We start from the raw sequence: 23,994 nt of genomic DNA, 5'->3' as shown, positions 1-23,994 counted from the left end.
GGAGTCAGAGCAGGCCGGCGGACTTCAGGGTCTCGCGCAGGGCGGCGGCGTCGGTGAACAGGTGCGTTCCGATGCCGAGGGCCCCGGCGGCGGTGGTGTTGGCCTTGTTGTCGTCGATGAACAGGGCCTCGTGCGGCGCGACGCCGAAGCGGTCGAGGGCGTAGCGGAAGATCTCCGGGTCGGGCTTGGACAGGCCGACCTCGCCGGAGACGACGGCGTCCCGGAACAGCTTCAGCTCGGGGTGCTCGCGCACGGCGATGGGGTAGGTCTCGGCCGACCAGTTCGTGATCGCGACCATCGGCGTGCCCGCCTCGTGCAGCTCGGCCATGATGGCGGCGACGCCCGGGATGGGGTCGCCCAGCATCTCGTCCCACCGCTCCCAGTAGGCCATGATGAGCTCGCGCTGCGCGGGGTGGCGCGCGGCGAGGTCCTCGATGGCCTCGACGAACGAGCGGCCGCGGTCCTGCTCGGCGTTCCACGCGCCGGAGCAGACCTCGGTGAGGAAGCGCTCCATCTCCGCCTCGTCCGGGATGAGCCGCCGGTACAGGTAGCGCGGGTCCCAGTCGATGATCACGCCGCCGATGTCGAAGACGACCGTGGTGGGGGACGAGGGTGCAGGCATCGGGCGTGGTTCCTCTCGGGGGTCGGCTCAGACCAGTATGACGGTGACGCCCGCGGCCTCGATCTTCTCCAGTTCGCCGGGCGGGGCGCTGTCGTCGGTGACGATCGCGTCCAGTTCGGTGACGGAGCAGACGTGGCCGAGGCCGGTGCGGCTGAACTTCGAGCCGTCGCACACGGCGATCTTGCGTTGCGCGGCGGCGAGGGCGGTCTGCTTGATGGGCACCTCGGCGAGGTCGGGCGCGGTCAGCCCGTGCCGGGCCGACAGCCCGCACACCGCGAGGATGGCGGTGTCGACGCGCAGGGCGCGCAGCGCGTTCTCGGTGAGGTAGCCGGCGAGCGACAGCGTGCCCGGGAGCATCTGGCCGCCGGGGACGAGCAGCCGCACGTCGGGCGCGCCGCTCAGGGCGTTCACCGAGTGCAGGTCGAGGGGGATCGCGGTGATCCGCCGGTGCGCGAGCGCGTGCGCGACGTGCAGGGCGGTGGTGCCGCTGTCGAGGATCACCGACTCGCCGTCGGCCACCAGCTCGTTGACCTTGGCGCCGATGCGCCGCTTGATGTCGGCGGCCTCGTGCTCGCGGACGGCGAACGGCGGCGCCTCGCCGCGCAGCATCAGGCTCACCGCGCCGCCCCGGACCCGGCGCAGCACGCCCTGCTCGGCGAGCTGGTCGAGGTCGCGGCGGATGGTCATCTCCGAGCAGCCGGTGCGCGCGGCGAGTTCGGCCACCGTGACCCGCTCGGTCGTGCGCAACTGTTCGATGATGTCGAGGTGACGATTCGAGCCTTCCATATGTGCTATCTCACGTGATACGTGTTAGTAAGTCAAGCTCTCGCTCGTGGATCACGACGGAGGAGCCTCCATGGACTGGATCGTCTTCGACTACGCGGGCGTGATCAGCCGCCCCCCGCCCGCGGACGCGGGGGCCCGGCTGGTCGAGGCCCTCGGCGTCGAGCCCGCGGTGTTCTGGCCCGCCTACTGGCAGAACCGGCGGGCCTACGACCTCGGCGCGGTGGACGCCGCCGGGTACTGGCGGGACGTCCACGACCAGCTCGGGCTGCCCTTCGAGGACGCCGCCTGCGAGCGGCTGGTGGATCTGGACCTCGGCATCTGGCTCGACCTCGACCCCGGCACGCTGGAGATCGTCGACGAGCTGGCCGCCGGGGGCGCGCGGCTGGCGCTGCTGTCGAACGCGGTGGTGGAGATGGCCCGGCTGATCGAGGGGCAGCGCTGGTCGGAGGTGTTCCGGCACCGGCTGTTCAGCGCCGACCTGCGGCTGACCAAGCCCGCCGCCGAGATCTACCACCGGACGTGTGAGATCCTCGGCGCGAACCCCGGCGACGTGCTGTTCATCGACGACCGCCAGGAGAACGTGGACGCGGCGCGGGACGTGGGCATGAGGGCGCTCCTGTTCACCGATGCCGAGCGGCTCCGCGCCGACCTGGCGGCCGTCCTGCCCGGCGACGCGCTCGGGCGATCGGCGCCGGCCCGATGAGCGCGGCGGCGTCCGTCCCCGCCGGGACGGGCACGGCGACGACCTTCACCCGGACGGCCGCGGTGGGCATGTGCGTGTCGTTCGTGGCGATCGGCGCGCTCCAGGCCATGTACGGCCCGGCGGTCCCGGCGATCAGGGACCGCTTCGACATCTCCTCCGGCGCGGTCGGGCTCGCGCTCTCGGTGCACTTCGTCGGCGCTCTGGCGGGCGTCCTGTTCACACCGAGGCTGCGCAGGATCGGCAACCGGATGTTCCTGGTCATCGCGTTGGCGACGATGGCGGTCGGCTGCCTCGGCTTCGCGGCTGCGCCGGTGTGGCCCGCCGCGCTGGCGGGGGCGTTCGTCGCCGGGGTCGGCTTCGGGTGGATCGACGTCGGCGTGAACGAGCTGTTCATCGAGTACTACCGGTCGGGCGGCACCGGAATGCTGAACCTGCTGCACGGCAACTTCGGCGTCGGCGCCGTCCTCGCGCCGCTGCTGGTCGGGGCGCTGCCCGGCCGGTTCTACATGTGGGCGTTCGTGGTGTGCGCGGTGCTGACGCTCGCCGTCCTGGCCTCGGTGCGGGGGGTGGGCGGCACTCCCCCGCGCGGCACGTCCGAGGACGTGCGCTGGTCGGCGGTGGGCCGCCTCACCGCCCTGTTCATGGTCTTCTTCGTGCTGCACGTGGGGGTCGAGTCGGGCGTCGGCGGCTGGGAGACCACGCACCTGGTGAGCCTCGGCTGGGACGACCGGCCGGCCGCGATGGCGACGTCCACGTTCTGGCTCGCGATGACCGGCGTCCGGTTCGCGATCAGCCCGGTCGCACGGCACTTCAGCGCGCAGCGGATCCTGCTGGCGAGCCTCGTGACGATGGTGGCCGGGCTGCTGCTGGCGCACTGGGGGCCGGTCGCCGCCGCCGGGTACTTCGTCACCGGCCTCGGCGTCGGCCCGCTGTTCCCGACCGGTCTGGTCTGGCTGACCGAGAAGCTGCCGGGCATCCGGGGAGTCACGTCCTATGTCATCGCCGTGTCGATGCTGGGCGGCGTGCTGCCGAGCCTGGTCGGCGGCTCGGCCGGACGCTGGGGCCCCGACGTGATCCCGACCGCGCTGGCCCTGCTGGCCGGCGGCGGTCTGCTGGTCGCGCTCGTCATCAGGGCGCTGCCCGCGCTGCGTGCCGCGCGGGAGGAGCCCGCGCCGGGACGCGCGGCCGACGCCGCCCGGGGGACCGGCCCCGGGTGAGGCCGGACACGACCATGCGCATCGCGACGATCGACCCGACGGGCCCGTTGCCCAAGTACATGCAGCTCCGCTCGATCCTCATCCAGGTCATCGAGGACGGCGGGCTCGCCGCGGGCGCCCCGCTGCCCTCCGAGCGGGAGCTGTGCCGCACCTACCGGCTGTCGCGGATGACCGTGCGGCAGACGCTGGAGCTGCTGGTGGCCGAGGGACGGCTGCGGCGCCGCCCCGGCAAGGGCACCTTCGTGGCGTCCGCCCCCGAACGGGCGCTGGAGCGGACGGCCGAACGGACACCGGCGCACCCGGTCTGCCTCGCCGACGGGCTGCGGGCGGGCGGGCTGCGGCTGGGCTTCGCCGACCTCGGCGAGCGGACGGTGGACGCGGGCGCCCGGCTGGCGCACGCGCTCGCGACCGAGCCGGGGACCGCCGTCCACCTGCTGACGCGGCTCGTGCTCGCCGACGGCGAACCGGTCGCGGTCGAGCGGAGCTGCGTGCTCGCCGCGCTGGCGCCGGGCCTCGCCACCCGCGGCCGCGCGGAGTCGCCGCTGCCGCGCCTGCTGGCGGGCGCGTTCGGGCTGGTGTTCGACCCGGCCGAGCAGACGATCGGCGCGGTGCCCGCCGGTGCCGCCGACGCGCGGCGGCTCCGGATACCGCCCGGGAGCCCGGCGCTGCTGCTGCGCGAGCGCGGGACGCGCCAGGGCGTGCGGGGCGCCGTGATCACGATGCTGGTGAGGGCCGACCGCTTCTGCGTGCGGCCGGCCCGGCGGCCGGGCGAGCCGGTCGCCCTCGTCCCCGGGGTCGAGCCGCTCCCGCCCGAGATCGAGGCGGAGGGCCTGGTGGACGGCGCGGCGGTCACCTGGGGATGGTGACCGCCGCGAGCGCGGGGGTCACTCGCCCCGCAGCTCCCAGCCGGACGGAGTGCGCCGCCCGGCGCCGTGGTCGCGGAGCTTCAGCTCGGGCTCGCCGGTGCCGGGCGTGAGCAGGGTCGGCTCCCCCTGCTCGGCGGCGCCCGCGTGGACGAGGAAGCTCCGCAGCTCCCCCGCCTCGGCCACCAGCACGGCGGCGCCGCGCGCCGCCAGCCGCACCGTCACGCCCGCGCCGAGGACGTCGCCGACCTCCCGCGCCGTGTCGGAGCGGCTGAACAGGAAGACGACATCGGTGCCGGAGTCCGCGTCGCGCCTACGCAGCACGAGGACATCGCCGCCCTCGACCACGGGCTCCGCCGCGTCCAGGGAGCGCAGGGCGCCCAGCACGTGGCCGACCGACGAGTCCAGGTCGTCGTCCGCGGACACGGGGACGGCGCGTGCGCTGGCTGCCGCCGACAAAGCCTCTCCCAGCAGGGCGCAGGGCTCGCCGTTCTCGTCCCGCTCCGGGACGGGACCGACGAGCACGCACGGCCGCCCGGCGCGCACCGGCCCGGCGAGGTCGCGCTGCGCCGCCCGGCTCATCGCGCGGCCGCCGACGACCAGCAGGAGACCGGCCCCGTCGAGGTCGCCGTCCGCGACGTCCACCTCGACGCCGCGCTCCCGCATCCAGCGCACCGCCGCCGCGACCGCGACGCTCGCCGGGGCGGGGCCCGCCCCGCCGGGCCAGGCCGTCTCGACGACGGCCTCCGCGTCCACGACCAGCCGGGCGCCGGGCCCGGGACGGGACCGCCGCAGCGCCCCGCCGGCCCAGTCCGAGAACACGTCGAGCAGGCGCAGCGCCGACGCGGTGGGGCGCAGCTCACCCGACTCGTCAAGCGGCGCCCCGGGACAGTAGGGCGGAGCGTAGAGGGCGGGGTCGGCGCCTTCGGCCCGCAGGCCCTCCTCGTCCGGGGCGATCTCCGGGCCCCAGTGGTGGGTGGTGCAGGCCGTGTAGACGCTGACGACGCTGGACCCGAACGCCAACCCGAGCATCGCGTTGTACAGCGGCACGGCCGGTGTCGCGTAGGACGCGTCGGTCCAGGTGAAACCCCAGTTGTCCTCCAGGGTGTCGGTCCGGTGCAGCCGCATGCCGAGCCACAGCGAGGCCAGGGCTCCGTCGCAGGACGACGGGTTGCCCGTCCAGCTCGTGCTGGTGGCGCCGACCCCGTCCGGCAGGGCGTGAACGGAGCGGGTCACCCACGCCTCCGGCTCGCGGAGCGGACCCACCGCGCCGGGCAGCGGGAGGTTCAGCACGATCGGGACGGCGCTCCCCAGCGCGTCGCGGTAGTCCGCCAGGACGTCGCGCACGCCGATCCCGCTCCATCGCGCCCACCGCTCACGCCGTGCCGGGTCGGCCGCGATGCCGGTACCGGTGAGAGCGTCCGGAGGCGTCGGGTCGGCGGCCCAGGAGGCGTAGCGCGCCAGCGCCGGCTCGGAGAAGTCCTCGCTGTCCAGCGGCCTGTTGACCTCGCCGTAGAGTCCCTCGTTCCCGATCTGGAGGGCGACGACGGGGCCGTCCGGCGCGGCGTGCGGTTCGACGACCCGTTCCCGGACCGCGCGCAGCCAGCCGGCCGCCTCGCGGGCGAACGCGTCGCCGTAGGCGGACGGGATGGGCAGGCCCTCCTCGGTGAGCGCCCGCCCGTCCGCCGTCCTGCGCGCGGGCAGGGCGGTGACGCGGTCGGGCAGGCCGCCGAGCCGCACCTCGCCGTGGACGTAGGGCCCCGGCTTCAGCATCACCAGCAGCCCCGCCCGCGCGGCCAGCCGGACGAACCCGGCCAGGTCGCGCTGCGGATGGCTCTCCCCGTCGAAGTCGTACCGGAAGCCGCCGTCCGGGTCGGGCCCGATCTCGTGCAGCCGCCACGGCACGTACGCGGTGACGACGTCCGCGCCGAGGTCGCGCAGCGCGCGGAGGTTGCCGCCCCACGCCTCGGGCCGCGCCCGGTAGTAGGGGTACTCCGCGAGGATCGGGACGCGGCCGTCCGGGACCGGGAGCAGGTCGGCGAGGGGCGGGAGCGCGCTCACGCGGCCTCCCCGGTGCTCTGGATGACGACCTTGAGCGCGCTGTAGCCGGTGCCGCCGCCGGCCGCCAGCACCGCGAACGCGTCCTCGTGCCGCTCCAACGGGAACCGGTGCGTGATCAGCCGTTCCAGCGGCAGGCCCGCCGCCATCTCGACGGCGCGCGGGAAGTGCGGCCCCCGGTAGTCGCCCGCGCCGACGATGCGCAGCTGCCGCTGGAGGATCTCCAGCGGCCGGACGGTCGTCTGCGCCCTGCTGTCGTAGCCCATCGCGACCACGGTCCCGGCGTCGTCGGCCAGCTCGATCGCGGTGCCGAGCTGGTTCCCGACGGTGTCGATCACGGTGGGGGCGCGCTCGGGGCGCTCGTCCGCGCCGGCGCCGACGACCGTGACGCCGGACGCGAAGAACCCGGTGAGCAGCTCGCCCGCCTGGCCGCGCCGGAAGTCGTCGCGCTCGATGAGCGTGACGCCGCTGCCGAGGTGCCGGGCGGCGACCGCGCAGACGAGGCCGACCGGCCCGGCGCCGACGACCGTGACCTGCTCGCCCGGGACGAGGCCCGCCGCGTCCAGGTTGTTCAGCACGCACGCGAGCGGCTCGGTCAGCACGGCGCGGTCGTAGGAGACGCCGTCGGGGATCGCGTGCAGGAACCGGTCTTCGAGCACGATGTGGTCGGCGTAGGAGCCGTCGCGGTCGATGCCGACCTCGTTGCCGGTCTTGTCGTGGCAGAAGTTCGTCTGCCCGCGCAGGCACCGCTCGCAGCGCCCGCAGTACAGCGTGGGGTTCACGATGACGCGGTCGCCGGGGGCGAGCGCGGTCACCTCCGGTCCGGTCTCGACGACCTCGCCCACCGCCTCGTGGCCCATGACCACGCCGGGCTCGGCGGAGAACTTGCCGACCAGGACGCTGCGGTCGGTGCCGCAGACGCCGGTCTGGTGGACGCGGACGAGCACGTCCCGCGCCTGCCTCACCCGGGGGCGCTCCCGCTCGACCAGGGCCAGCCGCCGGTCGCCGGTCAGTGTCAGGGCCCGCATCACATGCCGCCTTCGGTCGTGTCGCGAGGGGCGTCGAGGTCCCAGGCGACGGCTTCCAGGATCCGCTTGTGCAGGACGGGGTTGGCCGCCGCGACGCACGACCGCTGGTTGCGCGGCGACAGGTCGAACAGCAGCGTGTCGGCGAGGGAGCGGCCGTAGGCGTCGGTGATGACGACCCCGGCGCGCTCGGCCAGCAGCACGGCGGCGGCGATGTCGTAGGGGAACAGGTGCAGGATGCCGCCCCGGCCCGCCCTGCGGAACGCCTCCTCGGTCTCGGGATGGTCGTGCAGCACGCGGTTGCCGATGTCCACGTAGGCGTCGAGCTGCCCGGTGATGATCCGGGAGATCGAGAACGTGGAGCTGTTGAAGACGAACACCCCGCCGGTGTTGGCCGAGGCGTCCACGATGTGGGAGTAGGCCCTGGTCATCAGGTCCATCGGATGCCCGTTGAACTCGATCGACCAGAACATCGTGGCGAGCTCCTCGTTGCGGCTGAGGTTCGGCAGGCCGCGCGGGTAGCCCTCGCCGGAGACGCCGTCCTCGCCGGGCCCGGTGTACATCCAGTGACCGCTCTTCAGCTCCAGCAGCAGCGCGTGGTCGACGTCGCCGAGGACGGGCCGCTCCCCCATCGGCGCGGCGGCCACCGACACGGTCGCCAGCTCCAGGTCGGCCGACGCCGGGCGGGTGCCGTCGATGGGGTCCACGACCAGTACGTAGCGCGGGTCGGGGCCGGTCGCGCGCAGCCCCCGGTCCTCGGTGTAGACGGCGACGGGCTCGGTGGCGTGGGCCCGGAGGTGGTCCCAGACGACGCGCTCGGCGACCTCGTCGATGTCGAACTGGGCGTCGCCGCCCGGGGAGTCGCCGAGCACCCGCCTGACCTGCCCGACCTTGCGTCCCGCGGCCAGCTCGGCGCGGATCGCGCGGGCGATCCCGAGCATCAGGTCCTTCACGTGAGCTCCTTCTGGAACATGTCCTCTAGCCGGTCGCAGATCAGGTCGGCCTCGGCCGCCGTCAGGGTCAGCGGCGGGCGGATCTTGAGCACGTTCCCGAAGCCGTAGCGGGACGTGCGCAGGATCAGGCCGTGGCGCATCGCCGCGCCCGCGAGGTGGTTGGTCAGCGCGACGTCCGGCTCGCCCGCCGCCGTCTCCAGCTCGAAGCCGATCATCAGCCCGACCCCGCGGACGTCGCCCACCTGCGGGAACCGCGTGCGCAGGTCCTTCAGCCGGAGCAGGATGTGCTCCCCGACCGCGCGGACGTTCGCGAGGAACGCGGGCTCGCCGACGATGTCGAGCGTGACGTTCGCGGCGGCGGCCGCGAGCAGGTTCGCGCCGTAGGTGAAGGAGTGGTGGTGGCCGGGCAGCCCGGCCAGCCGCTCGCTGGTGAGGATTCCCGCGACCTGCGCGCCCGACCCGCCGAGGCCCTTGGCCAGCGTGATCGCGTCCGGCTCGACGCCGAAGTGCTCGGCGGCGAACATCCGGCCGGTGCGGCCCACCCCGGTCTGGATCTCGTCGAAGATCAACATGATGCCGTGCTCGTCGCAGAACGCGCGCAGCGCCTCGAAGTACCCGTCCGGCGGGACGATGTTGCCGCCGTTGCCCGAGATCGGCTCGACCACGACGGCGGCGACCCGTCCGGTGCTGGCGAACTCGACGAAGTCGCCGATCCGCTCGACGCACAGCAGGCCGCAGGTCTCGCGCTCCTGTTTGTAGAAGCAGCGGTGGCAGTACGGGTCGGGGACGTGGACGCCGCCCGGGTAGATGACGGGGAACGGCTCCTTGCGGAACGCGTTGCCCGACAGCGACGCCATCATCATCGACTGGCCGAGGTGGCTGCGGAACAGGGTGATGACGTCGCGCTTGCCGGTGGCGACCTGCGCCATCTTGATCGCGCCCTCGTTGGCCTCCGACCCGCCCGACACCTTCAGGTGCACCCGGGTCAGGTTCTTCGGCGACACCGCGACCAGCCGTCCGACCAGCTCGTTGATCGGCTCCGACTGGAAGCCGGAGGTGAGGTGGACCAGCCGGTCGGCCTGGTCCTTGATGGCCTGGATCACCGCCGGATGGCCGTAGCCGAGGCTGAGGTTGAAGGTGGCGGCGGCGCAGTCGATGTAGGAGCGCCCCTCGGAGTCGTAGAGGTAGACGCCCTCGCCGCGCAGCATCCGCGTGTCGGCGACGGAGTAGTAGATGTGGTCCTTGATGGCCTGACTCACGTCGGGCCCGGTCACGACCGGGGTCATGTGCACATCCCTCCATGGTTGGCGAACGCGCCACAGTGCGGGGTGGGCGTTGGTCGCGGGTCGTTCAGCCGAGCACCTCCGCGGCGGCGGCGTCGAACTCCGCGGCGACGCGCTCGACGTCCTCGGGCGTGCCGAAGGGCCCCACGCCGTTCCCCGCGCCGAGGTAGCCGTCGGAGACGCCGGTCGAGAGCGCCACCGACCGCGCGAGCACGTCGTCGGTGCGCGGCAGCGCGCCCTTGGCGTAGTCGCGGCCGCCGCCGAGCGTGCCGGGCGCGCGGAACGGGAAGGGGCCGGGTTCGCCGCGTCCGAACGCGGCGAGGGCGGGCAGGCCGCCGTAGTAGTGCTTGGGCGAGTCGACCAGCGGCTTGCAGCGGACCCGCTTGGCGACGGCGGCGGCGGACTCGGCGGAGTCGAACACGAACACCGCCAGCGTCCCGCACTCGCCGTCGGGGTCGTGGAGTAGGCGGCGGTGCATCCCGGGACGCTCGGGGATCCGCGCCAGCAGGTCCCGCTTCACCGCGCGGGTCCGCTCCAGGACGGTGTCGAGCTTGCCGAGCTGGGCGAGCGCGACGGCCGCGTTCAGGTCGCTCAGCCGCAGGTTGAGCCCGAAGACCAGCTCGCCCTCGCCGGTCTCCTGGCGGTGCGGGAACCAGCCCTGGTCGTGGAAGGAGTGCGCCCGCTGGAACAGGCGCGGGTCGCGGGTCAGCAGGAACCCGCCGTCCAGGCCGGTGACGACCTTGAACGGGTTGAGCGAGAACGCCCCGGCGGCGCCGAGCGTGCCGAGCGGCTCGCCGCGGTAGGTGCCGCCGGTCGCCTGCGCGGCGTCCTCCAGCAGCGCGAGGCCGTGCTCGTCGGCGACCGCCCGCAGCGCGGTCATGTCGGACGGCGCGCCGAGCATGTGCACCGCCATGATCGCGCGGGTGCGGGCGGTGAGGCGCTCCCGCACGTCCGCCGGGTCGAGCGTGAGCGACTCGTCGATCTCAGCGAGCACCGGCGTGGCGCCGCTGGCGATGACCGCGCCGATCGACGCGACGAACATGTAGCCGGGCACGATCACCTCGTCGCCGGGCCCGACGCCGAGCCCGGCGAGCGCGACCAGCAGGGCGGACGTCCCGCTGTTGACGGGGACGCAGTGGGGGACCCCGAACCGGGCCGCCGCCGCGTCCTCGAACCGCCGCACCATGGAGGTGGAGCCGGGGTCGTCGAAGTCGAGCCGGTGCTCGTGCCAGTGGGCCAGCACCTCCAGCACGTTGTCGCGTTCCGCGTCGTCCATGAATGCGAAGCCGGGGCCGGGCACAGGCGCTCCTGAGGGTCGGAGGGGCGGTCAGAAGATCGTGGGGCAGTACGGCGCGGGGTCGTGCCGGAACGCCACCGCGGCGACGCCGAGCGCGCCCGCGCGCCGTTCGGCGACCGCGCCGGCCGAGGCGAGCTGCCGGAGCGAGACGCCGCCGAGGTAGGCCGAGCCCAGCGCGCGGACGGACACCGCCAGGTCGGCGGGGTCGCCGGTGGCGCGGCACTCGGCACCGTCCGGGCCGCCGCGCAGCCGCCACCGGCCGCGGTTCCACGGGCACAGCGGGTCCTCGACCTCCAGCACCAGGTCGACGTCGCGGGCGTAGGTGCGGGAAGCCAGCGCCCGGTCCACGTCCACGAGCCGGACGTGGAGCTGGTCGCGGACGGTCGGGACGGCGCGGCGGAAGTCGGCGAGCATCGCCAGCACCGGGTCGTCCACCGGCCTCGGCTCGGCGGTGACGGTCGCGGTGAGGTCGAGGTCGAGCAGCACCGCCCACAGCTCCGCGTACGCGGCGTCGTCGACGGCGTAGATCTCCTTGACGACGACGATGTTGCGGGGCGAGGAGTCCTCCCAGTGGGACAGGACGGTGTAGAGCGCGTACCCGCGTGCGCCCGCACCGCCCTCGCCACCTGCGCCGCCCGCACCGTCCTCGGCGACGAGCGCCTGGAGCGGCGCCGCGCCGCCGCGGGCCTCGGGCGGGTCCATCAGCGCGCGGCGCGTCCAGGTCGCGTCGCGGCGCAGCATCCCGGGGCGGCCCGCCACGTTGGCGTCGTAGCAGGGCGCCACCAGGTCGGCGATCAGCGCGGGCTCGGTCGCCCGCACCCGCAGCGCCGGGTCGCGGGGGCGGTCCGGCAGCAGCGCCCGCGCGCCGCGGGGGATCGTGAGCCGCGCGACCTGGCTGGCCATGCCGTACCCGAACCTGCCGTAGATCCCCGCCTCCGTCGAGTTCAGCGCGGCGACCGGCTCGGCGCCGGTCTCGTGGAGGGTCTCCAGCTGGTGGCGCAGCATGCGGCGCATGAGGCCGCGGCGCCGGTGGTCGGGCATGACGCTGACGTAGCCGACGCCCGCGACCGGGCGCGGCCCGCCGGGGACGGTCATCTCCAGCGAGTAGACGGTCGCGGTCGCGCAGACCCGTCCGGCGTGCCGCACGACCACCGCCCGGTTGAACTCGAAGATCTCCCGGTTCATCGCCTCGACCTCGGGCGGGTCGGGGAACCCGCCGTAGGCGCGGTGGATCGCGGCGGCGAGCTCGTCGAAATCCGCCGGATCCGGAGTGGCCAGCTCGTACAGGCCGGCCTCGGACCGTTCGTTGACCAGGGTCATCGCGACTCCCCCTCGGGACTTCTGCTCGGGTCAGCGGCCGTCGGCCGCGCCGAGGACGAGGCCCGCCGCGTGCTCGGCGAGCGCGTAGACCGTCGCCTGCGGACCGCCGGTCGTGATCTCCGGCAGCACCGAGGCGTCGGCGACCCGGACGTTCTCCAGCCCCCGCACCCGCAGGTCCGGCGCCACGACCGCCGCGTCGTCGGTGCCCATCCGGCAGGTCCCGACGAGGTGGAACTGGGTTCCGGCGGTGTCGCGCACATGGTCGGCGGCGACCGCGCGTCCCGACTTGAGCACCTCGGGCGGCGGGCCGTCCCAGAGCGCCCGCAGCGCGGGGCCATTGGCGAGGTCACCGATGACCGAGAGCGCCTCGACCAGGTCGTCGCGGTCCGACCGGGCGGTCAGGTATCCGGGGTCGGGCAGCGGACGGCCGTCCCCGCCCCGGCCGAGGCGCCCCCGGCTCGCGGGCCGGGTGAGGCCCACCGCCAGCGAGAACGTGCGTCCGGCCGGGTCGGTGCTGGGGCCGAGCCAGAAGTGGAACCGCGTGCCCGCCCCGTCGCCGGTGAACAGCCCCGCCTCCCCGAGCCCCGACCGGGACGCGGACGGGTCGGGCTCCGCCGCCGTGAACGTGACCGAGACCGCGATGTGGTCGTGGAGGTTCTCCCCCACCCCGGGCAGCTCGACCCGCGGGGGCACGCCGAGGTCGCGCAGCGTCGCGGCGGGGCCGACGCCCGAGGCCCACAGGAGTTGCGGGCTGCCGACGGCACCGGCGGCCAGCAGGACCTCGCCGGTGACCAGCGCCTTCTCGGACGCGCCGCCCCTGGTGTACTCCACGGCGGTCACGCGGCCGCCGTCGAGGACCAGCCCGCGGACCTCGGCGCCGGTCAGCACGGTCAGGCCGGGCCGTCCCCGCGCCGGATCGAGGTAGCCGTCCTGCGCGCCGCGGCGGCGGCCCGCCCGGCGGCTGACGGTGTAGTAGCCGGTGCCGGACGTCCCGTCGCGGTTGAAGTCGCCGGTCATCGGATGGCCCGCGTCCAGCGCCGCCTGGACGAACGCGCGGCTCCACGGATGCTCGCCGGTCAGCTTCGCCACGTCCACGCCGGTCCCGGTGCCGTCGCGGGTCTCGGCGCGGTCGAAGGCGGGGCGCAGCTCGTCCGCCGACCAGCCGGGCACGTCCCACCGGTCGAGGTCGCGCCGGTCCGCGCGCAGCCAGACCATCGCGTTCATCGCCGTGCTGCCGCCGAGCGCGCGGCCCCGGGGCACCGGGATCTCGCGGCCGCCGAGCCCGGGCTGCGGCGGGGTCTGGAAGGCCCAGTCGAGTTCCGTCCCCTGGAGCCCGGCCCACCGGTCGGGGTCGGCGACCCGGGGGTCAGACGCGGCGTCCGGCCCCGCCTCCAGCAGCAGGACGCTCACGCCCTCTCGCGCGCTGAGGCGGTTCGCGAGCACGCAGCCCGCCGCGCCCGCGCCCACGATGACGAAGTCGAACGCTCGTGCAGTGCCCACGGCTCGTTCCCCCCGCGCATTCGGCTTTCCTGTCCGCGACCGAGCCTCCCCCACGGTGCCCGGACCGGCATCTGACACCCGGACAGGCCCGGCCGTCGGTGGACGGCGGCGCCATCGTCCGCCCGTCCGTCCGGGCGCCCCGCCGGATGTGGTCACATCGGCCATTCGTCCGAGACGGTCGCAGCGGTGATCACCCGTCGTGTTCGCCGCACCACCTCGCGTGGATTGTGTCCGTGCCGGGCCCGGTGCATACTTGCCAGAGTTGACATCCCTTGCCAACAGGATTTCGACTCACTTTCTTACTCGCGCAACAGATCTGGACATATTTCCGCCACCGCCGACGATGGCGTTCCGTGCGGAGCATGACTCCACCCCCACCTGGGCTCATGCTGCGCCATAAATGGCCGGCCTCGGGGAGGTCGCCGAGCAGCTCCCTTTTCAACGCGCAGATGGCAGACGATTCCGGAGCGTGTGCGAGTGAAGACCAAGTTCCCTTCGGACCGGTGGGGCGATCGTCTGGACGGCGTCGCCGCCGGCAGGCCCGGCTCCCTCCTCGACGACCCCTCGTTGGCCACCCCGCCGCTGGTGGGGCGCGACGCCGAGCTGCGCTCCGTCGACCGGTTCCTCGACCGGACGGCCGCGCACGAGCGCGGCGGCAGCGTCGTGCTGGCGGGCGCGCCGGGCATCGGCAAGACCCGGCTGCTGGAGGAGATCGGCAGGCGGGCCCCGTCCGCCTGCACCGTCCTGCGCTGCTCGGGCACCCCCGCCGAGAGGACCATCCCGTTCGCGGGGCTGCACCAGCTCCTCTTCCCGCTGCGCCACCACCTGGACCGCCTGCCGGGCACGCAGATCGCCCTGCTCAACGGCGTCTTCGGTGTCTCAGAGCCGCCCCGGGGGCGGCTGTCGGCGCCCTGTGCGGCGCTGGCCCTGCTCGCGCTGGCCGCCGAGCGGGCGCCGCTGCTGCTCCTGGTGGACGACGCCCACCGGCTGGACGAGGCGTCGCTGGACGCGCTCGCCTTCGTGGCGCGGCGGCTGCGGAACCTGCCGGTCGCCATGATCTTCGCGACCCGGGAGCACGGGCCCCGCTCCCCGCACCTGCACGGCCTCCCCGAGGCGCGGCTGGAACCGCTCTCCCCCACCGACACGTGCCTGCTCATCGCGAAGGTCACCGAAGCCGCCGTTCGGGGGGCGCCGCGCTACGACCGCTCCTGGATCGACCACATCGCCCGGGAGTCGGCGGGCAACCCGCTCATCGCCGTCGAGCTGGCCGCCGCGCTCGCCGCGGGCGGGCCGGACGGCGCGTCCGGGATACCGCCGAGCCCGCGGCTGCGCGCCACCTTCGGGGACCTGGTCGCCGAGCTGCCCGAGCCGACCCGCTGGCTGCTGCTGATCGCGGCGGCCAACGACAAGGACGACCTGGGCACGACGCTGTCGGCGGCCGCGATGCTCGGCTTCGGCACGGGCGAGCTGGCCCCGGCCGAGCGGTCGATGCTGGCGACCGTGGACGGTGACGAGCTGTCGTTCCAGCCGCCCTTCCTGCGCACCGTCGTCTACCGCAACGCCACCGTCGCCGAGCGGAAGACCGCGCACGGGGCGCTGGCCGAGGCGACGGCCGCCAGCCCGCACCGCCGGGTCCACCACCTCGCCTCGGCCGCGCACGAGCCGGACGAGGCGATGGCCCGGCAGATCAGCGAGGGCGCGGGCCACGCCCGGCGGGTCGACGGCATGGTCTCCGCACTGCACGTGGTGGAACGTGCCGCCACGCTGAGTCGCGACCCGGCGACCCGGACCCGCTTCCTCATCGACGCCGCGAGCTGCGCGTGGCAGGCCGGCCTGCCGGTGCGCGCCCGCGCGCTGGAGCGGCAGATCGCCCCTCCGGCCGGGGACCCGCGCCTGCTCGCGGCGGCGCGGCTGCTGCGCGGCACCATCGCGCACGCCGAGGCCGCCACGGGAGCCGGCGCCGGGCACCGCGCCCTGCTCGCGAGCGCGCTGGACACCGCGCGCGCCGACCCCGTCCTCGCCGCGCGGCTGCTGGTCACGGCGGCCCGCACCGCACTGGACACCGGGCACCGGGGGCACCTCGCCGAGATCGGCGGGCGGCTCCTGGACCTGCCGCTGGAGGCAGGGCACCCCGCCAAGCGGTTCGGCGCCGCGCTGCGCCGTGTCGCCGACCGGGACCTGCGGCACGCGGGCGACATCGACGCGACGGCGGCCGGGCTGCTGCGCCTGACCTCGACCGGCGAGCCCGTGACCTGGCCCGCCGTGCCGCCGCACGTCCCGGCGATGGGCGCCGCCGCCCGCGACGCCTTCGCCCAGACGGTGCGGGAGCTGCGGTCGCAGGGCGCCGCCGGCACGCTGCCGCTCGCCGCCGTCCCGCTCATCGCCCTGGAGCACCTCGCCGGACGGTGGGACGAGGCCGCCGCCCTCGGCGCGGAGGCGCTGGCGCTCGCCGACCAGACCGGCCAGCGGCCGATGACCGCCCGGATCCGCGTCATGCTCGCCCTCACGGCGGCGGCGCGGGACCCCGGCGGCTGCCGCGAGCTGGTGGAGGCGGCCCTGCGCGACTCCGCCCCCGGCCACGACCGCGCCACCCGCGCGATGGGACACTGGGCGCTCGGACGGTCGGCGCTGAGCGCGCGCGACCCGTACTCCGCCATCCCGCACTACACCCGGATCACCTCACCGGACGACGACGCGCACCACTACCTGATCGCGTTCCTCGCCTTCCCGGACCTCGTCGAATGCCACGTCATGGCCGGGCAGCTCGCCGAGGCCCGCGCGCTGCTGGAGTCCGCCGATGAGTGGCGCCTGGACGAGGCCGCCCCCCACCTGCTCGGCCCGCTGCTCCGGGCCCGCGCGCTGCTGGCGTCCCGCGCGGAGGACGCCGAACGGCTGCTGGACGAGGCGATCCTGCACTCCAGGGAGTGCCCGTTCGAGCGGGCCCGCGCGGAACTCCAGCTCGGCAAGCTGCTGCGCCGGCAGCGGCGGATCAAGGACGCGCGGCGGCACCTGCACGCGGCGGTCGCCGCCTTCACCGCACTGCGCGCCGAGCCGTGGCTCGACCAGGCGTCCGCCGAGCTGCGCGCGACCGGGTACGCGCGCCCGTCCGCCGGGGACGGCGTGCCGGGCGCCGTCACCCGCCTCACTCCGCAGGAGCTGCGGATCGCCCGGTTCGCCAGCGAGGGGCTGACCAACCCCGAGATCGCGCTGCGCCTGTCGATCAGCTCCAGCACCGTCCGGTACCACCTGTCGAAGATCTTCCAGAAGCTCGACATCACCTCGCGCCGGCAGCTGCTCCGTTCGAACCCGACCCTCGCGGAGTGACCCGGGCGCCTCGTCCGGACGGCGCCGGCGTGCCGTAGACCATCGCGTGGACGGCCTCGTCGAGGGTGAGCCCGTCGGCGTCGTCCGCGCGCTCGACGCAGCCCCGGAAGAGGGCGAGCAGGCCGGTGCCCGCGAGGGAGCGTTCGCCGTCCCGGTCGATCACGCCGGCCCCGGGGTCGGCGAGGTTCCGCAGCGCCACGCCCTCCATGACGGCGGTGATGAGGTCGACGAGATCGCCGATCGAGACGCCGCGGCGCAGCCGCAGCCCCCGTGCCTCCAGCAGGTCGGCGCAGATCTCCTTCCACGGCTCTAGGACCTCGCGGTAGTTCTCGGCCATCGCCTTCTGGATCACCGGGTCGCCCTCGGCCGCCGCCGTGGCGAACAGCTCCAGCCGGAACCGCGGCCGGTCGACCAGCGTCAGCAGGTTCCAGTACCCGAAGCGGTGGAGCGCGTCCACCAGGAGGGGGCCGTCCTGGATGTCCTCGATGATGTCGATGGCGTCGGCGGCGTCGCAGTGGCTCGGGTGGTAGGCCCACAGGCCGAACCGCAGCAGGTCGGCGATGTAGTCCGAATGGTTGGCCCAGGTGGACCGCAGCGTCGAGACGCTCCCCACCCGGGGGAAGGGCGCGGGGTTGCGGCCGACCTCGGCGGCCACGGTCCGCTGCGACAGGAAGGCGAGCAGCGGGCGCTGGAGGGACGAGTCGTCCTCGGGGTCCGCCAGGGTGCGCACCGCGCCCGGCCCGAGATGGTTCTCGATCAGCCGCACGCCCGCCGCGAGGTAGGCGGCGGTGACCGGGTCGTTGGCCAGCCGGGCGCGGCTGGCGGGGGTCCGCCGGTCCAGCCGCCGTAAGACCACCGACAGGTCCTGGTCGTAGGGATAGGGCAGCTGCTGCTTCAGCGTGGGCGGTCGGGCGTCCATCGCCCCATCGTGTGCCGCGCGCCGCCGCGTGTACAGGTGCGCGGTACCGCGCACCCGCGCGGTTGTGCCCGCGCCCTCGCACCCGGGATGCGGACACCGGGCGCCCGGCCGGTCTAGAAAGGAGCTGCGGGGGCCGGTGGCCGTGCCGATCGGTCGGACATCGGCACGGCCACCGGAACGCGGCCACGCCACACGCCGCCGGACTTCCGCGCCGCCATTCCGTGCCTTCCGCATTCGCCCCGGCCGGGCCGCGCCGCCAATCCAGAAAGATCAACACGCGGTCGAGAGATAGGAATGCCCATCGAATAACAAGGTGGCGGCCCCCTTCCACTTTCCGGGGCGCGGAGGCGACCCTTGTGCGGAAGGAATCCGAAAGCCGAAGGAGACCCGCACATGCGCGAGGCGCGTTCGCAGGAGAACGGCTGGTTCGTGGACGACCGCTGCACGAACTGCGATGTCGCACGGCAGCTGGCGCCCGATCTGATCGTGGAGGTGAACGGCCGTTCGGAACTGCTCCGCCAGCCGCGCGACGAGGCCGAGCGGCGGCTGCTGCACCTGACGGCGCACGCGTGCCACACGCGCTCGATCCGTCCGCCGTCCGGGACGCTGGACCCGGCGCTGGACCCCTTCCCGCTCATGCTGGACGACGGCGTCTACTTCTGCGGCCACAACTCCCAGCAGACCGCCGCCGCCAACGCCTACCTGCTGCGCCGCCCCGACGGCACCGTACTGATGTTCGACACGCCGCGATGGAGCGCGGCACTGGCCGCGCGCTGGCGGGAACTCGGGCCGGTCACCGACATCCTGCTCACCCACCGCGACCACGCCGCCCACGGCCGGAGGTACGCCGACCACTACGGCGCCAGGCTGTGGATCCACGAGGGCGACCTGGACGCGGCGCCCGACGCCGACCACGTCCTGCGCGGCCTCGACCCCGTCGAGATCGTCGCGGGCGTCGTCGCCCATCCGCTGCCCGGCCACACCCGGGGCAGCGTCGTCTACGTCGCCGACGAGCGCCACTGCTTCAGCGGCGACAGCTTCTACTGGTCGCGCGGCACCGGCGACATCGAGGTCGCCGAGCATGTCACCTGGTATTCCATCGAGGTCCTGGCCGATTCGCTGTCCCGCACGGTCGACCGGCTCCGGTTCGAATGGCTGCTGCCCGGCCACGGCGACCGCAGGCGGCTGCCCGCCGAGGAGATGTCGCGGCGGATGAAGGACCTGGCCGGACGCGCCCGGGACCTCCGTCCCACCCCGGTCGATTTCTCGGCCCACCGCTGGTAACGCCGATTCCGGGCGCCCGGTGCCCGCCCCGGGCCGTTGGCCGCAGGTCGCGGGCCGTTCGTCGCGAAGATCAGGTGGACGGGGCGTCGAAGCGGGCCGGGCCGGGCATCGCCAGGGCCGAGCCTCAGGCTCGCCGGCGGCCCGGGTTCGTTCGAGTCGCCGCCGGATTCTGGTTCATTCGGGGGACTTCGATGAAACAACAGCACAAGGTCGCGGCGATCGTCCTGGCGGGGGTGGTCGGCGCCGGAGGCGCCGTGGTGTCGCCGGCGCTCGCGGACCCGGGTCACCGCGCGAAAGCACCGGCACCGGCCGCGCCAGCCGCCGCCGTTCACGCCAAGGGAAAGGTCACCGCCCACCGGTTGGCGGTCAGGCCCAGGCCCAACACGCACAACAAGCCCCTGTACTGGCTGAAGCGGGGCCAGGTCGTCGGTATCAGGTGCTTCGTGAGGGGACAGGACATCAAGGGCAACGACAAGTGGTACCGGCTGCGGACCGAGCGGCGGGAATATTCCTCGGCCCGCTACATCAAAATCATCCAGGGCACGGTGAAGCACTGCTAGCAGCGCGCCCGCCACGGCACTTCTGAGGTGCCGGAAAGTCCTTTCGCGTCCGGGCCACCGGCCGCCAGCCACCCTGCACGATGTTTCACTCCCGCGTTCTCCCGGATTCTGCGCGCGGCTTCGCGATCGGGATCGCGCCGGGCGGGTGGTGGCGGCCGGTGGCGTTTCTGATGTCGCACCGAAGTCCGACGATCACGTCCGGCCGCTCCAGCCCGCCGCCGAGCAGCACCAGCCGGTCGAAGAGGGCCATGACCGCCGACCGCCCCCGCCGCCGCGAGATGCTGGACGTCCTGCGCGGTCGCGCCTCGACGCCCTGGTGACGGACGGGGAGGCCGGGAGAGTCGTCGTGCTGCTGCTCGTGCTGGGCATTACGGCCTTGGCGGCAGGCCGTTTCCGGGACAGCTCCGCCCACGAAGGAGTCGTCCCGGAAACGGTTGCGTCACCGCCGGACGGAGGAGCTCAGGAATTGCCCAGCCGGAACTTCTCCCAGGCGCCGATGTCGGCCGCGCGGGCGCGGAGCATCGCGTAGTCGCGGCCGCCGTAGCCGAGCTCCGCCGACACGAACTTGCCGTTGGCCTGGGACTTGAGCGCGTACAGGTTCTGGGCCTCGTTGTAGTACAGGTCGTACTTCTCCCACGCGTCGGCGACATCCGCCCGCGCGCGCAGCATCCCGTAGTCGCCGCCGCCATAGCCGAGCTCGGCCGAGACGTATTTGCCGTTGGCCTCCGACTTGAGCGTCCAGGTCGTGTCGACCCCGTTGAGCGCGAACTTCTCCCAGGCGTCGGCGGCGCTCGCCCGCGCACGCAGCATCCCGTAGTCGCCGCCGCCGTAGCCCAGCTCGGCCGACACGAACATGCCGTTGGCGTCGGACACGAGGGTGCAACAACCGGCGAGCCCCTTACCGAAAGGCGAATTCGCCTCGGTCACCAATCTGAAACGGTCCGTGGTGACGGACGCGCCTGCGGGCGTGACGGAGCCCAGCAGTGCAAGGGCGGCCACCATGAGCGTGATCTTGATCATCAGACGACGCATGAGTTCCTCCTCAACCGGGTGCTCCCCCGGCGTTTCCGGGGCGACACCGCACCGAATGGTCAGTGATCAAGCGAGGTGCGCGCAATAGGCGATTTCGGTGATCGACATGCATAGTGTCCACTTGTGGACCTGTGCGGCCGGTATCCGCCCAGCACCGCGAGACGGCGCCGCAATTTCCCTGACCGGATGCGGCCCGCCCGGGAACGGTCCTTTCTATTTTGAGCAATATTCGCGTTACCGACGGCCGTGGAATTCGCGGCGCGCCCCTCAGCCCGGGGGCCAGTGCCGGAGGGCGCTGTCGAGGGCGTCCAGCGTCCTGGCCCACGAGGCGTCCACGTCGTGCGGGCTGTGCCGGAACCCGCCGGCGGTCTCCAGGCTCACGTAGCCGTGGAACGTGCTGTGCAGCATCCGCACCGCGTCGGTCTCGGCGGGCTCCGGCAGGCCGTAGCCGCGCAGGATCGCCCGGGTCATCTCCGAGTGCCGCCCCGCCGCGCTCGCGACCACGGTCTCGCGGTCCATCCACACCTGCATGGCGGCGTACCTGCCGGGATGCCGCTTGGCGTAGTCGCGGTAGGCGCTCGCGAACGCCACGAGCGCGTCCCTGCCCGCGCGCCCGGCCACCGCGTCCGCGACCCGGTCGGCGAGTTCGGCGAGGCTCAGCACCGCGACGCGGGTCCGCAGGTCGCGCGCGTTCTTGATGTGCGAGTACAGGCTGGCCTCCCGCACCCCGAACCGGCGCGCCAGCGCCGCGACGGTCACGGCCTCGACACCGGCCTCGTCGGCGAGCTCCGCCGCCGCCCTGGTCAGCCGCTCGGCCGTCAGCCCCGCGCGTGCCATGGGCCACCCTTCCTAGGGTATTAAGGTATTTGCCTAATCCTATTAGGAAGACTAGCCTCGCCGCGCATGAGACCGCTCACCGAGCACGACGTCCGCACGTCGTTCGTGAACTGCTCCAAGGGCGAGGCCAAGCGGCTGCGTCTCCCCCGGGACTTCGCGGAACTGCCCTGGGACGACCTGGACTTCCTCGGCTGGCGTGACCCCGGTGCCCCCGAGCGCGCCTACCTGGTCGCCGAACGCGGCGGGCGCCTCGTCGGCGTCGCGCTGCGCGGCACGTCCGGCGCCAAGCGCGGCTTCACCGCGCGCAGCATGTGCTCGCTGTGCCTGACCACGCGCACCAGCGGCGGCGTGGCGCTGATGACGGCGCGCCGCACCGGCGAGGCGGGCCGCCAGGGCGACTCGGTCGGCCACTACCTGTGCGGCGACCTCGACTGCTCCCTGTACGTGCGCGGCCGGAAGCAGTCGGTCGCGGGCGGCGACCTCGACGAGACCCTCACCGTGGAGGAGAAGGTCGCGCGCGTCCGGTCGAATCTGGAGGCGTTCCTGGCGCAAGTGACCCGGTGACCTCGTTGGCCGAGGGTCCCGCCGAACGGTCGCCGCTGCTGCCGTCGGCGCTGCGCGCCGGCGCGGGGACGCGGCGGTCCGTCCGCGACTGGTGCGTGGACGCGGCGGTCACGCTGGCGGCGCTCGCCATCGCGGCCGCGACGCTGGCCGGGGAGTACTTCACGACCGCCCGTCCGGCGGTGGGATGGCTCGCGCTGGACGCCGCCGCCGGGGTGCTGGCGCCGGTGGCGCTGGTGTTCCGGCGCCGCCGTCCGGTGCTGGTGGCGGTCGGGCTGGTGGCGGCGTCGGCGGTGGCGCGGACGGCGGGGTTCCCGGCCGGTGCGGCGGCGTTCGGGGTGGCGCTGCGCTGCCGGACGTCGACGGCGGTCGCCGTCGCGGCCCTGACGGCATGTGGCGCACTGGGCGACATCGTCCTCCGCCAGGACGGGATCGGCGGCGCCCCGATGATCGCGGTGGTCGCGCTGGTGTGCGCGGCGACGCTGATGGCCGGGCTGTTCGCGCGGGCCAGGCGCGACCTGGTGCTGGCGCTGCGGGAGCGGGCGCTGCGCGCGGAGGGCGACCAGCGCCGCCGTGCCGAGGAGGCCCGGCACGGCGAGCGCGTGCGGATCGCCCGGGAGATGCACGACGCCCTGGGCCACCGGATCTCGGTGATCAGCCTGCACGCGGGGGCGCTGGCGTTCCGTCCTGACGCGCCCCCGGAGGAGGTCGCGCGCTCGGCGGAGATCCTGCGGTCCGCCTCGCACGCCGCGATGGTGGAGCTCAAGGACGTGATCGGCGTCTTGCGGGGGCGGGACGCGGAGCCGGACGGGCCGCGTCCCACGCTCGCGGCGGTCCGCGCGCTCGTGGAGGAGGCGCGGCAGGCCGGTGACCAGGTGGCGCTCGACCGGTTCCCCGACCCGGCGGACGGCGTCCCGGAGCCGGTGCAGCGGGACGCCCACCGCGTCGTGCGGGAGGGGCTGACCAACGCGCGCAAGCACGCCCCCGGCCTCCCGGTCACGGTCCGGATCGGACGCGACGGCGGGGGCCTGCGCGTCACCGTGGAGAATCCCCTCGGGCCGCCCTCCCTTCCACCGCCGGGCGGCTTCGGACTGGTGGGGCTCGCCGAGCGGGTCGAGCTGGCGGGCGGGCGGCTGGAGCACGGCCCGCGCCCGGACGGCACCTTCCGGCTGTCGGCCTGGCTACCCTGGGACGCGTGACCCCGCCGATCAGCGTCGCCATCGTCGACGACGACGCGCTCGTCCGGTTGGGGCTGGCGACGATGCTCGGCGGCCTGCCCGACATCGAGGTCGTCGGCGAGGCCGCGGACGGCGCCGGGGCCGCCGCCCTGGTCACCGAGCACGCGCCCGACGTCGTCCTGATGGATCTGCGCATGCCCGGCGTGGACGGCCTGGCCGCCACCGGCGCGATCCGCGGCGGTCCGAACCCGCCGCAGGTCATCGTGTTGACCGCGTTCGACGCCGACGAGAACGTGCTCGCGGCGCTGCGCGCGGGCGCCGGCGGGTTCGTCACCAAGCACACCCCGCCGGCGGAGATCGTCGGCGCGATCCGCCGCGCGGCGGCCGGGGAGCCGGTCCTGTCCCCGGACGCGCTGCGCGGGCTGATCCGGCAGGTCGCCGAGCCCGCCCGGCAGGACGAGCGGCGCCGCGCGCGGGACCTGCTCGACCGGCTGACCGAGCGGGAGCGCGCCGTCGCGGCGGGCGTGGCGCGCGGCCTGACCAACGCCCAGATCGCCGCCGAGCTCTACATCAGCGTCGCCGGGGTCAAGCTGCACCTGTCGCGCGCGCTCGGCAAGCTCGACCTGGAGAACCGGACCCGGCTGGCGCTGCTGGTCCACGACGCCCGCTGAC

The 23,994-nt window shown here is 74.4% G+C and carries 22 protein-coding genes; 9 read left to right on the top strand and 13 right to left on the bottom strand.

Annotated features, from left to right (window positions below):
- Nucleotides 1-4: 4 nt before the first annotated feature.
- Entirely contained in the window at nucleotides 5-622 is a 618-nt protein-coding gene (locus K2F47_RS08995) for an HAD family hydrolase (RefSeq protein WP_242902296.1), read from the bottom strand.
- A gap of 27 nt (nucleotides 623-649) precedes the next feature.
- The gene (locus K2F47_RS08990; RefSeq protein WP_242902295.1) at nucleotides 650-1,408 is read right to left on the bottom strand and encodes a DeoR/GlpR family DNA-binding transcription regulator; all 759 of its coding nucleotides are present in this window, start codon (nucleotides 1,406-1,408) and stop codon (nucleotides 650-652) included.
- 70 nt (nucleotides 1,409-1,478) lie between these two features.
- Between K2F47_RS08990 and K2F47_RS08985 the strand changes: the two genes are divergently transcribed.
- The 3 genes from K2F47_RS08985 to K2F47_RS08975 are packed head-to-tail and all read left to right on the top strand — an operon-like array spanning nucleotide 1,479 to nucleotide 4,194.
- The gene (locus tag K2F47_RS08985; RefSeq protein WP_242902294.1) at nucleotides 1,479-2,111 is read left to right on the top strand and encodes an HAD family hydrolase; all 633 of its coding nucleotides are present in this window, start codon (nucleotides 1,479-1,481) and stop codon (nucleotides 2,109-2,111) included.
- Nucleotides 2,108-3,328 (top strand): MFS transporter, encoded by a 1,221-nt coding sequence (locus K2F47_RS08980; protein WP_242902293.1) that lies wholly within the window; start codon nucleotides 2,108-2,110, stop codon nucleotides 3,326-3,328. Before K2F47_RS08985 ends, K2F47_RS08980 begins: the two co-directional genes overlap by 4 nt.
- Before the next feature lie 14 nt (nucleotides 3,329-3,342).
- On the top strand, nucleotides 3,343-4,194 hold the full coding sequence (locus tag K2F47_RS08975; RefSeq protein WP_242902292.1) for a GntR family transcriptional regulator: 852 nt from the start codon (nucleotides 3,343-3,345) through the stop codon (nucleotides 4,192-4,194).
- Between the two features lie 18 nt (nucleotides 4,195-4,212).
- Here the strand turns inward: K2F47_RS08975 and K2F47_RS08970 are convergent, their stop codons facing one another.
- From K2F47_RS08970 to K2F47_RS08940, 7 genes are all read right to left on the bottom strand, one after another.
- Nucleotides 4,213-6,252, bottom strand: a complete 2,040-nt coding sequence (locus tag K2F47_RS08970) for a beta-galactosidase (protein ID WP_242902291.1) — start codon at nucleotides 6,250-6,252, stop codon at nucleotides 4,213-4,215.
- Nucleotides 6,249-7,277: a zinc-dependent alcohol dehydrogenase gene (locus K2F47_RS08965; protein WP_242902290.1), complete on the bottom strand. Its 1,029-nt coding sequence runs from the start codon at nucleotides 7,275-7,277 to the stop codon at nucleotides 6,249-6,251. Before K2F47_RS08965 ends, K2F47_RS08970 begins: the two co-directional genes overlap by 4 nt.
- Nucleotides 7,277-8,227: an inositol monophosphatase family protein gene (locus K2F47_RS08960; protein WP_242902289.1), complete on the bottom strand. Its 951-nt coding sequence runs from the start codon at nucleotides 8,225-8,227 to the stop codon at nucleotides 7,277-7,279. The genes K2F47_RS08965 and K2F47_RS08960 overlap by 1 nt, the downstream gene beginning before the upstream one ends.
- Nucleotides 8,224-9,513, bottom strand: a complete 1,290-nt coding sequence (locus tag K2F47_RS08955; RefSeq protein WP_242902288.1) for an aspartate aminotransferase family protein — start codon at nucleotides 9,511-9,513, stop codon at nucleotides 8,224-8,226. Before K2F47_RS08955 ends, K2F47_RS08960 begins: the two co-directional genes overlap by 4 nt.
- Before the next feature lie 64 nt (nucleotides 9,514-9,577).
- The gene (locus tag K2F47_RS08950) at nucleotides 9,578-10,786 is read right to left on the bottom strand and encodes a DegT/DnrJ/EryC1/StrS aminotransferase family protein (RefSeq protein WP_242902287.1); all 1,209 of its coding nucleotides are present in this window, start codon (nucleotides 10,784-10,786) and stop codon (nucleotides 9,578-9,580) included.
- Nucleotides 10,787-10,837: 51 nt separating this feature from the next.
- Nucleotides 10,838-12,127 (bottom strand): GNAT family N-acetyltransferase, encoded by a 1,290-nt coding sequence (locus K2F47_RS08945; RefSeq protein WP_242902286.1) that lies wholly within the window; start codon nucleotides 12,125-12,127, stop codon nucleotides 10,838-10,840.
- 30 nt (nucleotides 12,128-12,157) lie between these two features.
- Nucleotides 12,158-13,627, bottom strand: a complete 1,470-nt coding sequence (locus tag K2F47_RS08940; RefSeq protein WP_242902285.1) for a GMC family oxidoreductase — start codon at nucleotides 13,625-13,627, stop codon at nucleotides 12,158-12,160.
- A gap of 477 nt (nucleotides 13,628-14,104) precedes the next feature.
- On the opposite strand from K2F47_RS08940, the gene K2F47_RS08935 reads away from it, so the two are divergent.
- Entirely contained in the window at nucleotides 14,105-16,951 is a 2,847-nt protein-coding gene (locus K2F47_RS08935) for a helix-turn-helix transcriptional regulator (protein ID WP_242902284.1), read from the top strand.
- On the opposite strand, the gene K2F47_RS08930 is transcribed toward K2F47_RS08935, so the two are convergent.
- A complete protein-coding gene (locus K2F47_RS08930) occupies nucleotides 16,902-17,870 on the bottom strand; it encodes a hypothetical protein (protein ID WP_242902283.1) in 969 nt (322 codons plus the stop codon). The genes K2F47_RS08935 and K2F47_RS08930 overlap by 50 nt on opposite strands.
- A 393-nt stretch (nucleotides 17,871-18,263) precedes the next feature.
- On the opposite strand from K2F47_RS08930, the gene K2F47_RS08925 reads away from it, so the two are divergent.
- The gene (locus K2F47_RS08925) at nucleotides 18,264-19,154 is read left to right on the top strand and encodes an MBL fold metallo-hydrolase (RefSeq protein ID WP_242902282.1); all 891 of its coding nucleotides are present in this window, start codon (nucleotides 18,264-18,266) and stop codon (nucleotides 19,152-19,154) included.
- 191 nt (nucleotides 19,155-19,345) lie between these two features.
- Nucleotides 19,346-19,714: a hypothetical protein gene (locus tag K2F47_RS08920; protein WP_242902281.1), complete on the top strand. Its 369-nt coding sequence runs from the start codon at nucleotides 19,346-19,348 to the stop codon at nucleotides 19,712-19,714.
- Nucleotides 19,715-19,799: 85 nt separating this feature from the next.
- On the opposite strand, the gene K2F47_RS08915 is transcribed toward K2F47_RS08920, so the two are convergent.
- The 3 genes from K2F47_RS08915 to K2F47_RS08905 form a co-directional block, all read right to left on the bottom strand.
- Nucleotides 19,800-20,126 (bottom strand): hypothetical protein, encoded by a 327-nt coding sequence (locus K2F47_RS08915; protein ID WP_242902280.1) that lies wholly within the window; start codon nucleotides 20,124-20,126, stop codon nucleotides 19,800-19,802.
- Between the two features lie 47 nt (nucleotides 20,127-20,173).
- Nucleotides 20,174-20,746, bottom strand: coding sequence for a fascin domain-containing protein (locus K2F47_RS08910; RefSeq protein ID WP_242902279.1), 573 nt, complete (start codon nucleotides 20,744-20,746; stop codon nucleotides 20,174-20,176).
- A gap of 267 nt (nucleotides 20,747-21,013) precedes the next feature.
- Complete coding sequence (locus tag K2F47_RS08905; protein ID WP_242902278.1) at nucleotides 21,014-21,583, bottom strand: TetR/AcrR family transcriptional regulator; 570 nt, start codon at nucleotides 21,581-21,583, stop codon at nucleotides 21,014-21,016.
- A gap of 66 nt (nucleotides 21,584-21,649) precedes the next feature.
- On the opposite strand from K2F47_RS08905, the gene K2F47_RS08900 reads away from it, so the two are divergent.
- Genes K2F47_RS08900 through K2F47_RS08890 form a run of 3 tightly spaced genes read left to right on the top strand, consistent with a single transcriptional unit; the run spans nucleotide 21,650 to nucleotide 23,993 of the window.
- Nucleotides 21,650-22,147, top strand: coding sequence for an FBP domain-containing protein (locus K2F47_RS08900; protein WP_242902277.1), 498 nt, complete (start codon nucleotides 21,650-21,652; stop codon nucleotides 22,145-22,147).
- A complete protein-coding gene (locus K2F47_RS08895) occupies nucleotides 22,144-23,343 on the top strand; it encodes a sensor histidine kinase (protein ID WP_242902276.1) in 1,200 nt (399 codons plus the stop codon). Before K2F47_RS08900 ends, K2F47_RS08895 begins: the two co-directional genes overlap by 4 nt.
- Entirely contained in the window at nucleotides 23,331-23,993 is a 663-nt protein-coding gene (locus K2F47_RS08890; protein ID WP_372490838.1) for a response regulator transcription factor, read from the top strand. Before K2F47_RS08895 ends, K2F47_RS08890 begins: the two co-directional genes overlap by 13 nt.
- The last annotated feature ends 1 nt before the right edge of the window (nucleotide 23,994 follow it).

The organism is Actinomadura terrae, from assembly GCF_022751215.1.
Taxonomy (GTDB): Bacteria; Actinomycetota; Actinomycetes; order Streptosporangiales; family Streptosporangiaceae; genus Spirillospora; species Spirillospora terrae.
This window is presented reverse-complemented; position numbering and strand designations above follow the sequence as displayed.

Excerpts from the sequence above, each read along its gene's own strand:
- K2F47_RS08945 (WP_242902286.1), bottom strand. The coding sequence starts at position 12,127 with ATGACCCTGGTCAACGAACGGTCCGAGGCCGGCCTGTACGAGCTGGCC.
- K2F47_RS08930 (WP_242902283.1), bottom strand. The coding sequence starts at position 17,870 with ATGGACGCCCGACCGCCCACGCTGAAGCAGCAGCTGCCCTATCCCTAC.
- K2F47_RS08990 (WP_242902295.1), bottom strand. The coding sequence starts at position 1,408 with ATGGAAGGCTCGAATCGTCACCTCGACATCATCGAACAGTTGCGCACG.
- K2F47_RS08955 (WP_242902288.1), bottom strand. The coding sequence starts at position 9,513 with ATGACCCCGGTCGTGACCGGGCCCGACGTGAGTCAGGCCATCAAGGAC.
- K2F47_RS08920 (WP_242902281.1), top strand. The coding sequence starts at position 19,346 with ATGAAACAACAGCACAAGGTCGCGGCGATCGTCCTGGCGGGGGTGGTC.
- K2F47_RS08965 (WP_242902290.1), bottom strand. The coding sequence starts at position 7,277 with ATGCGGGCCCTGACACTGACCGGCGACCGGCGGCTGGCCCTGGTCGAG.
- K2F47_RS08995 (WP_242902296.1), bottom strand. The coding sequence starts at position 622 with ATGCCTGCACCCTCGTCCCCCACCACGGTCGTCTTCGACATCGGCGGC.
- K2F47_RS08950 (WP_242902287.1), bottom strand. The coding sequence starts at position 10,786 with ATGGACGACGCGGAACGCGACAACGTGCTGGAGGTGCTGGCCCACTGG.
- K2F47_RS08905 (WP_242902278.1), bottom strand. The coding sequence starts at position 21,583 with ATGGCACGCGCGGGGCTGACGGCCGAGCGGCTGACCAGGGCGGCGGCG.
- K2F47_RS08980 (WP_242902293.1), top strand. The coding sequence starts at position 2,108 with ATGAGCGCGGCGGCGTCCGTCCCCGCCGGGACGGGCACGGCGACGACC.
- K2F47_RS08925 (WP_242902282.1), top strand. The coding sequence starts at position 18,264 with ATGCGCGAGGCGCGTTCGCAGGAGAACGGCTGGTTCGTGGACGACCGC.
- K2F47_RS08975 (WP_242902292.1), top strand. The coding sequence starts at position 3,343 with ATGCGCATCGCGACGATCGACCCGACGGGCCCGTTGCCCAAGTACATG.
- K2F47_RS08900 (WP_242902277.1), top strand. The coding sequence starts at position 21,650 with ATGAGACCGCTCACCGAGCACGACGTCCGCACGTCGTTCGTGAACTGC.
- K2F47_RS08910 (WP_242902279.1), bottom strand. The coding sequence starts at position 20,746 with ATGCGTCGTCTGATGATCAAGATCACGCTCATGGTGGCCGCCCTTGCA.
- K2F47_RS08985 (WP_242902294.1), top strand. The coding sequence starts at position 1,479 with ATGGACTGGATCGTCTTCGACTACGCGGGCGTGATCAGCCGCCCCCCG.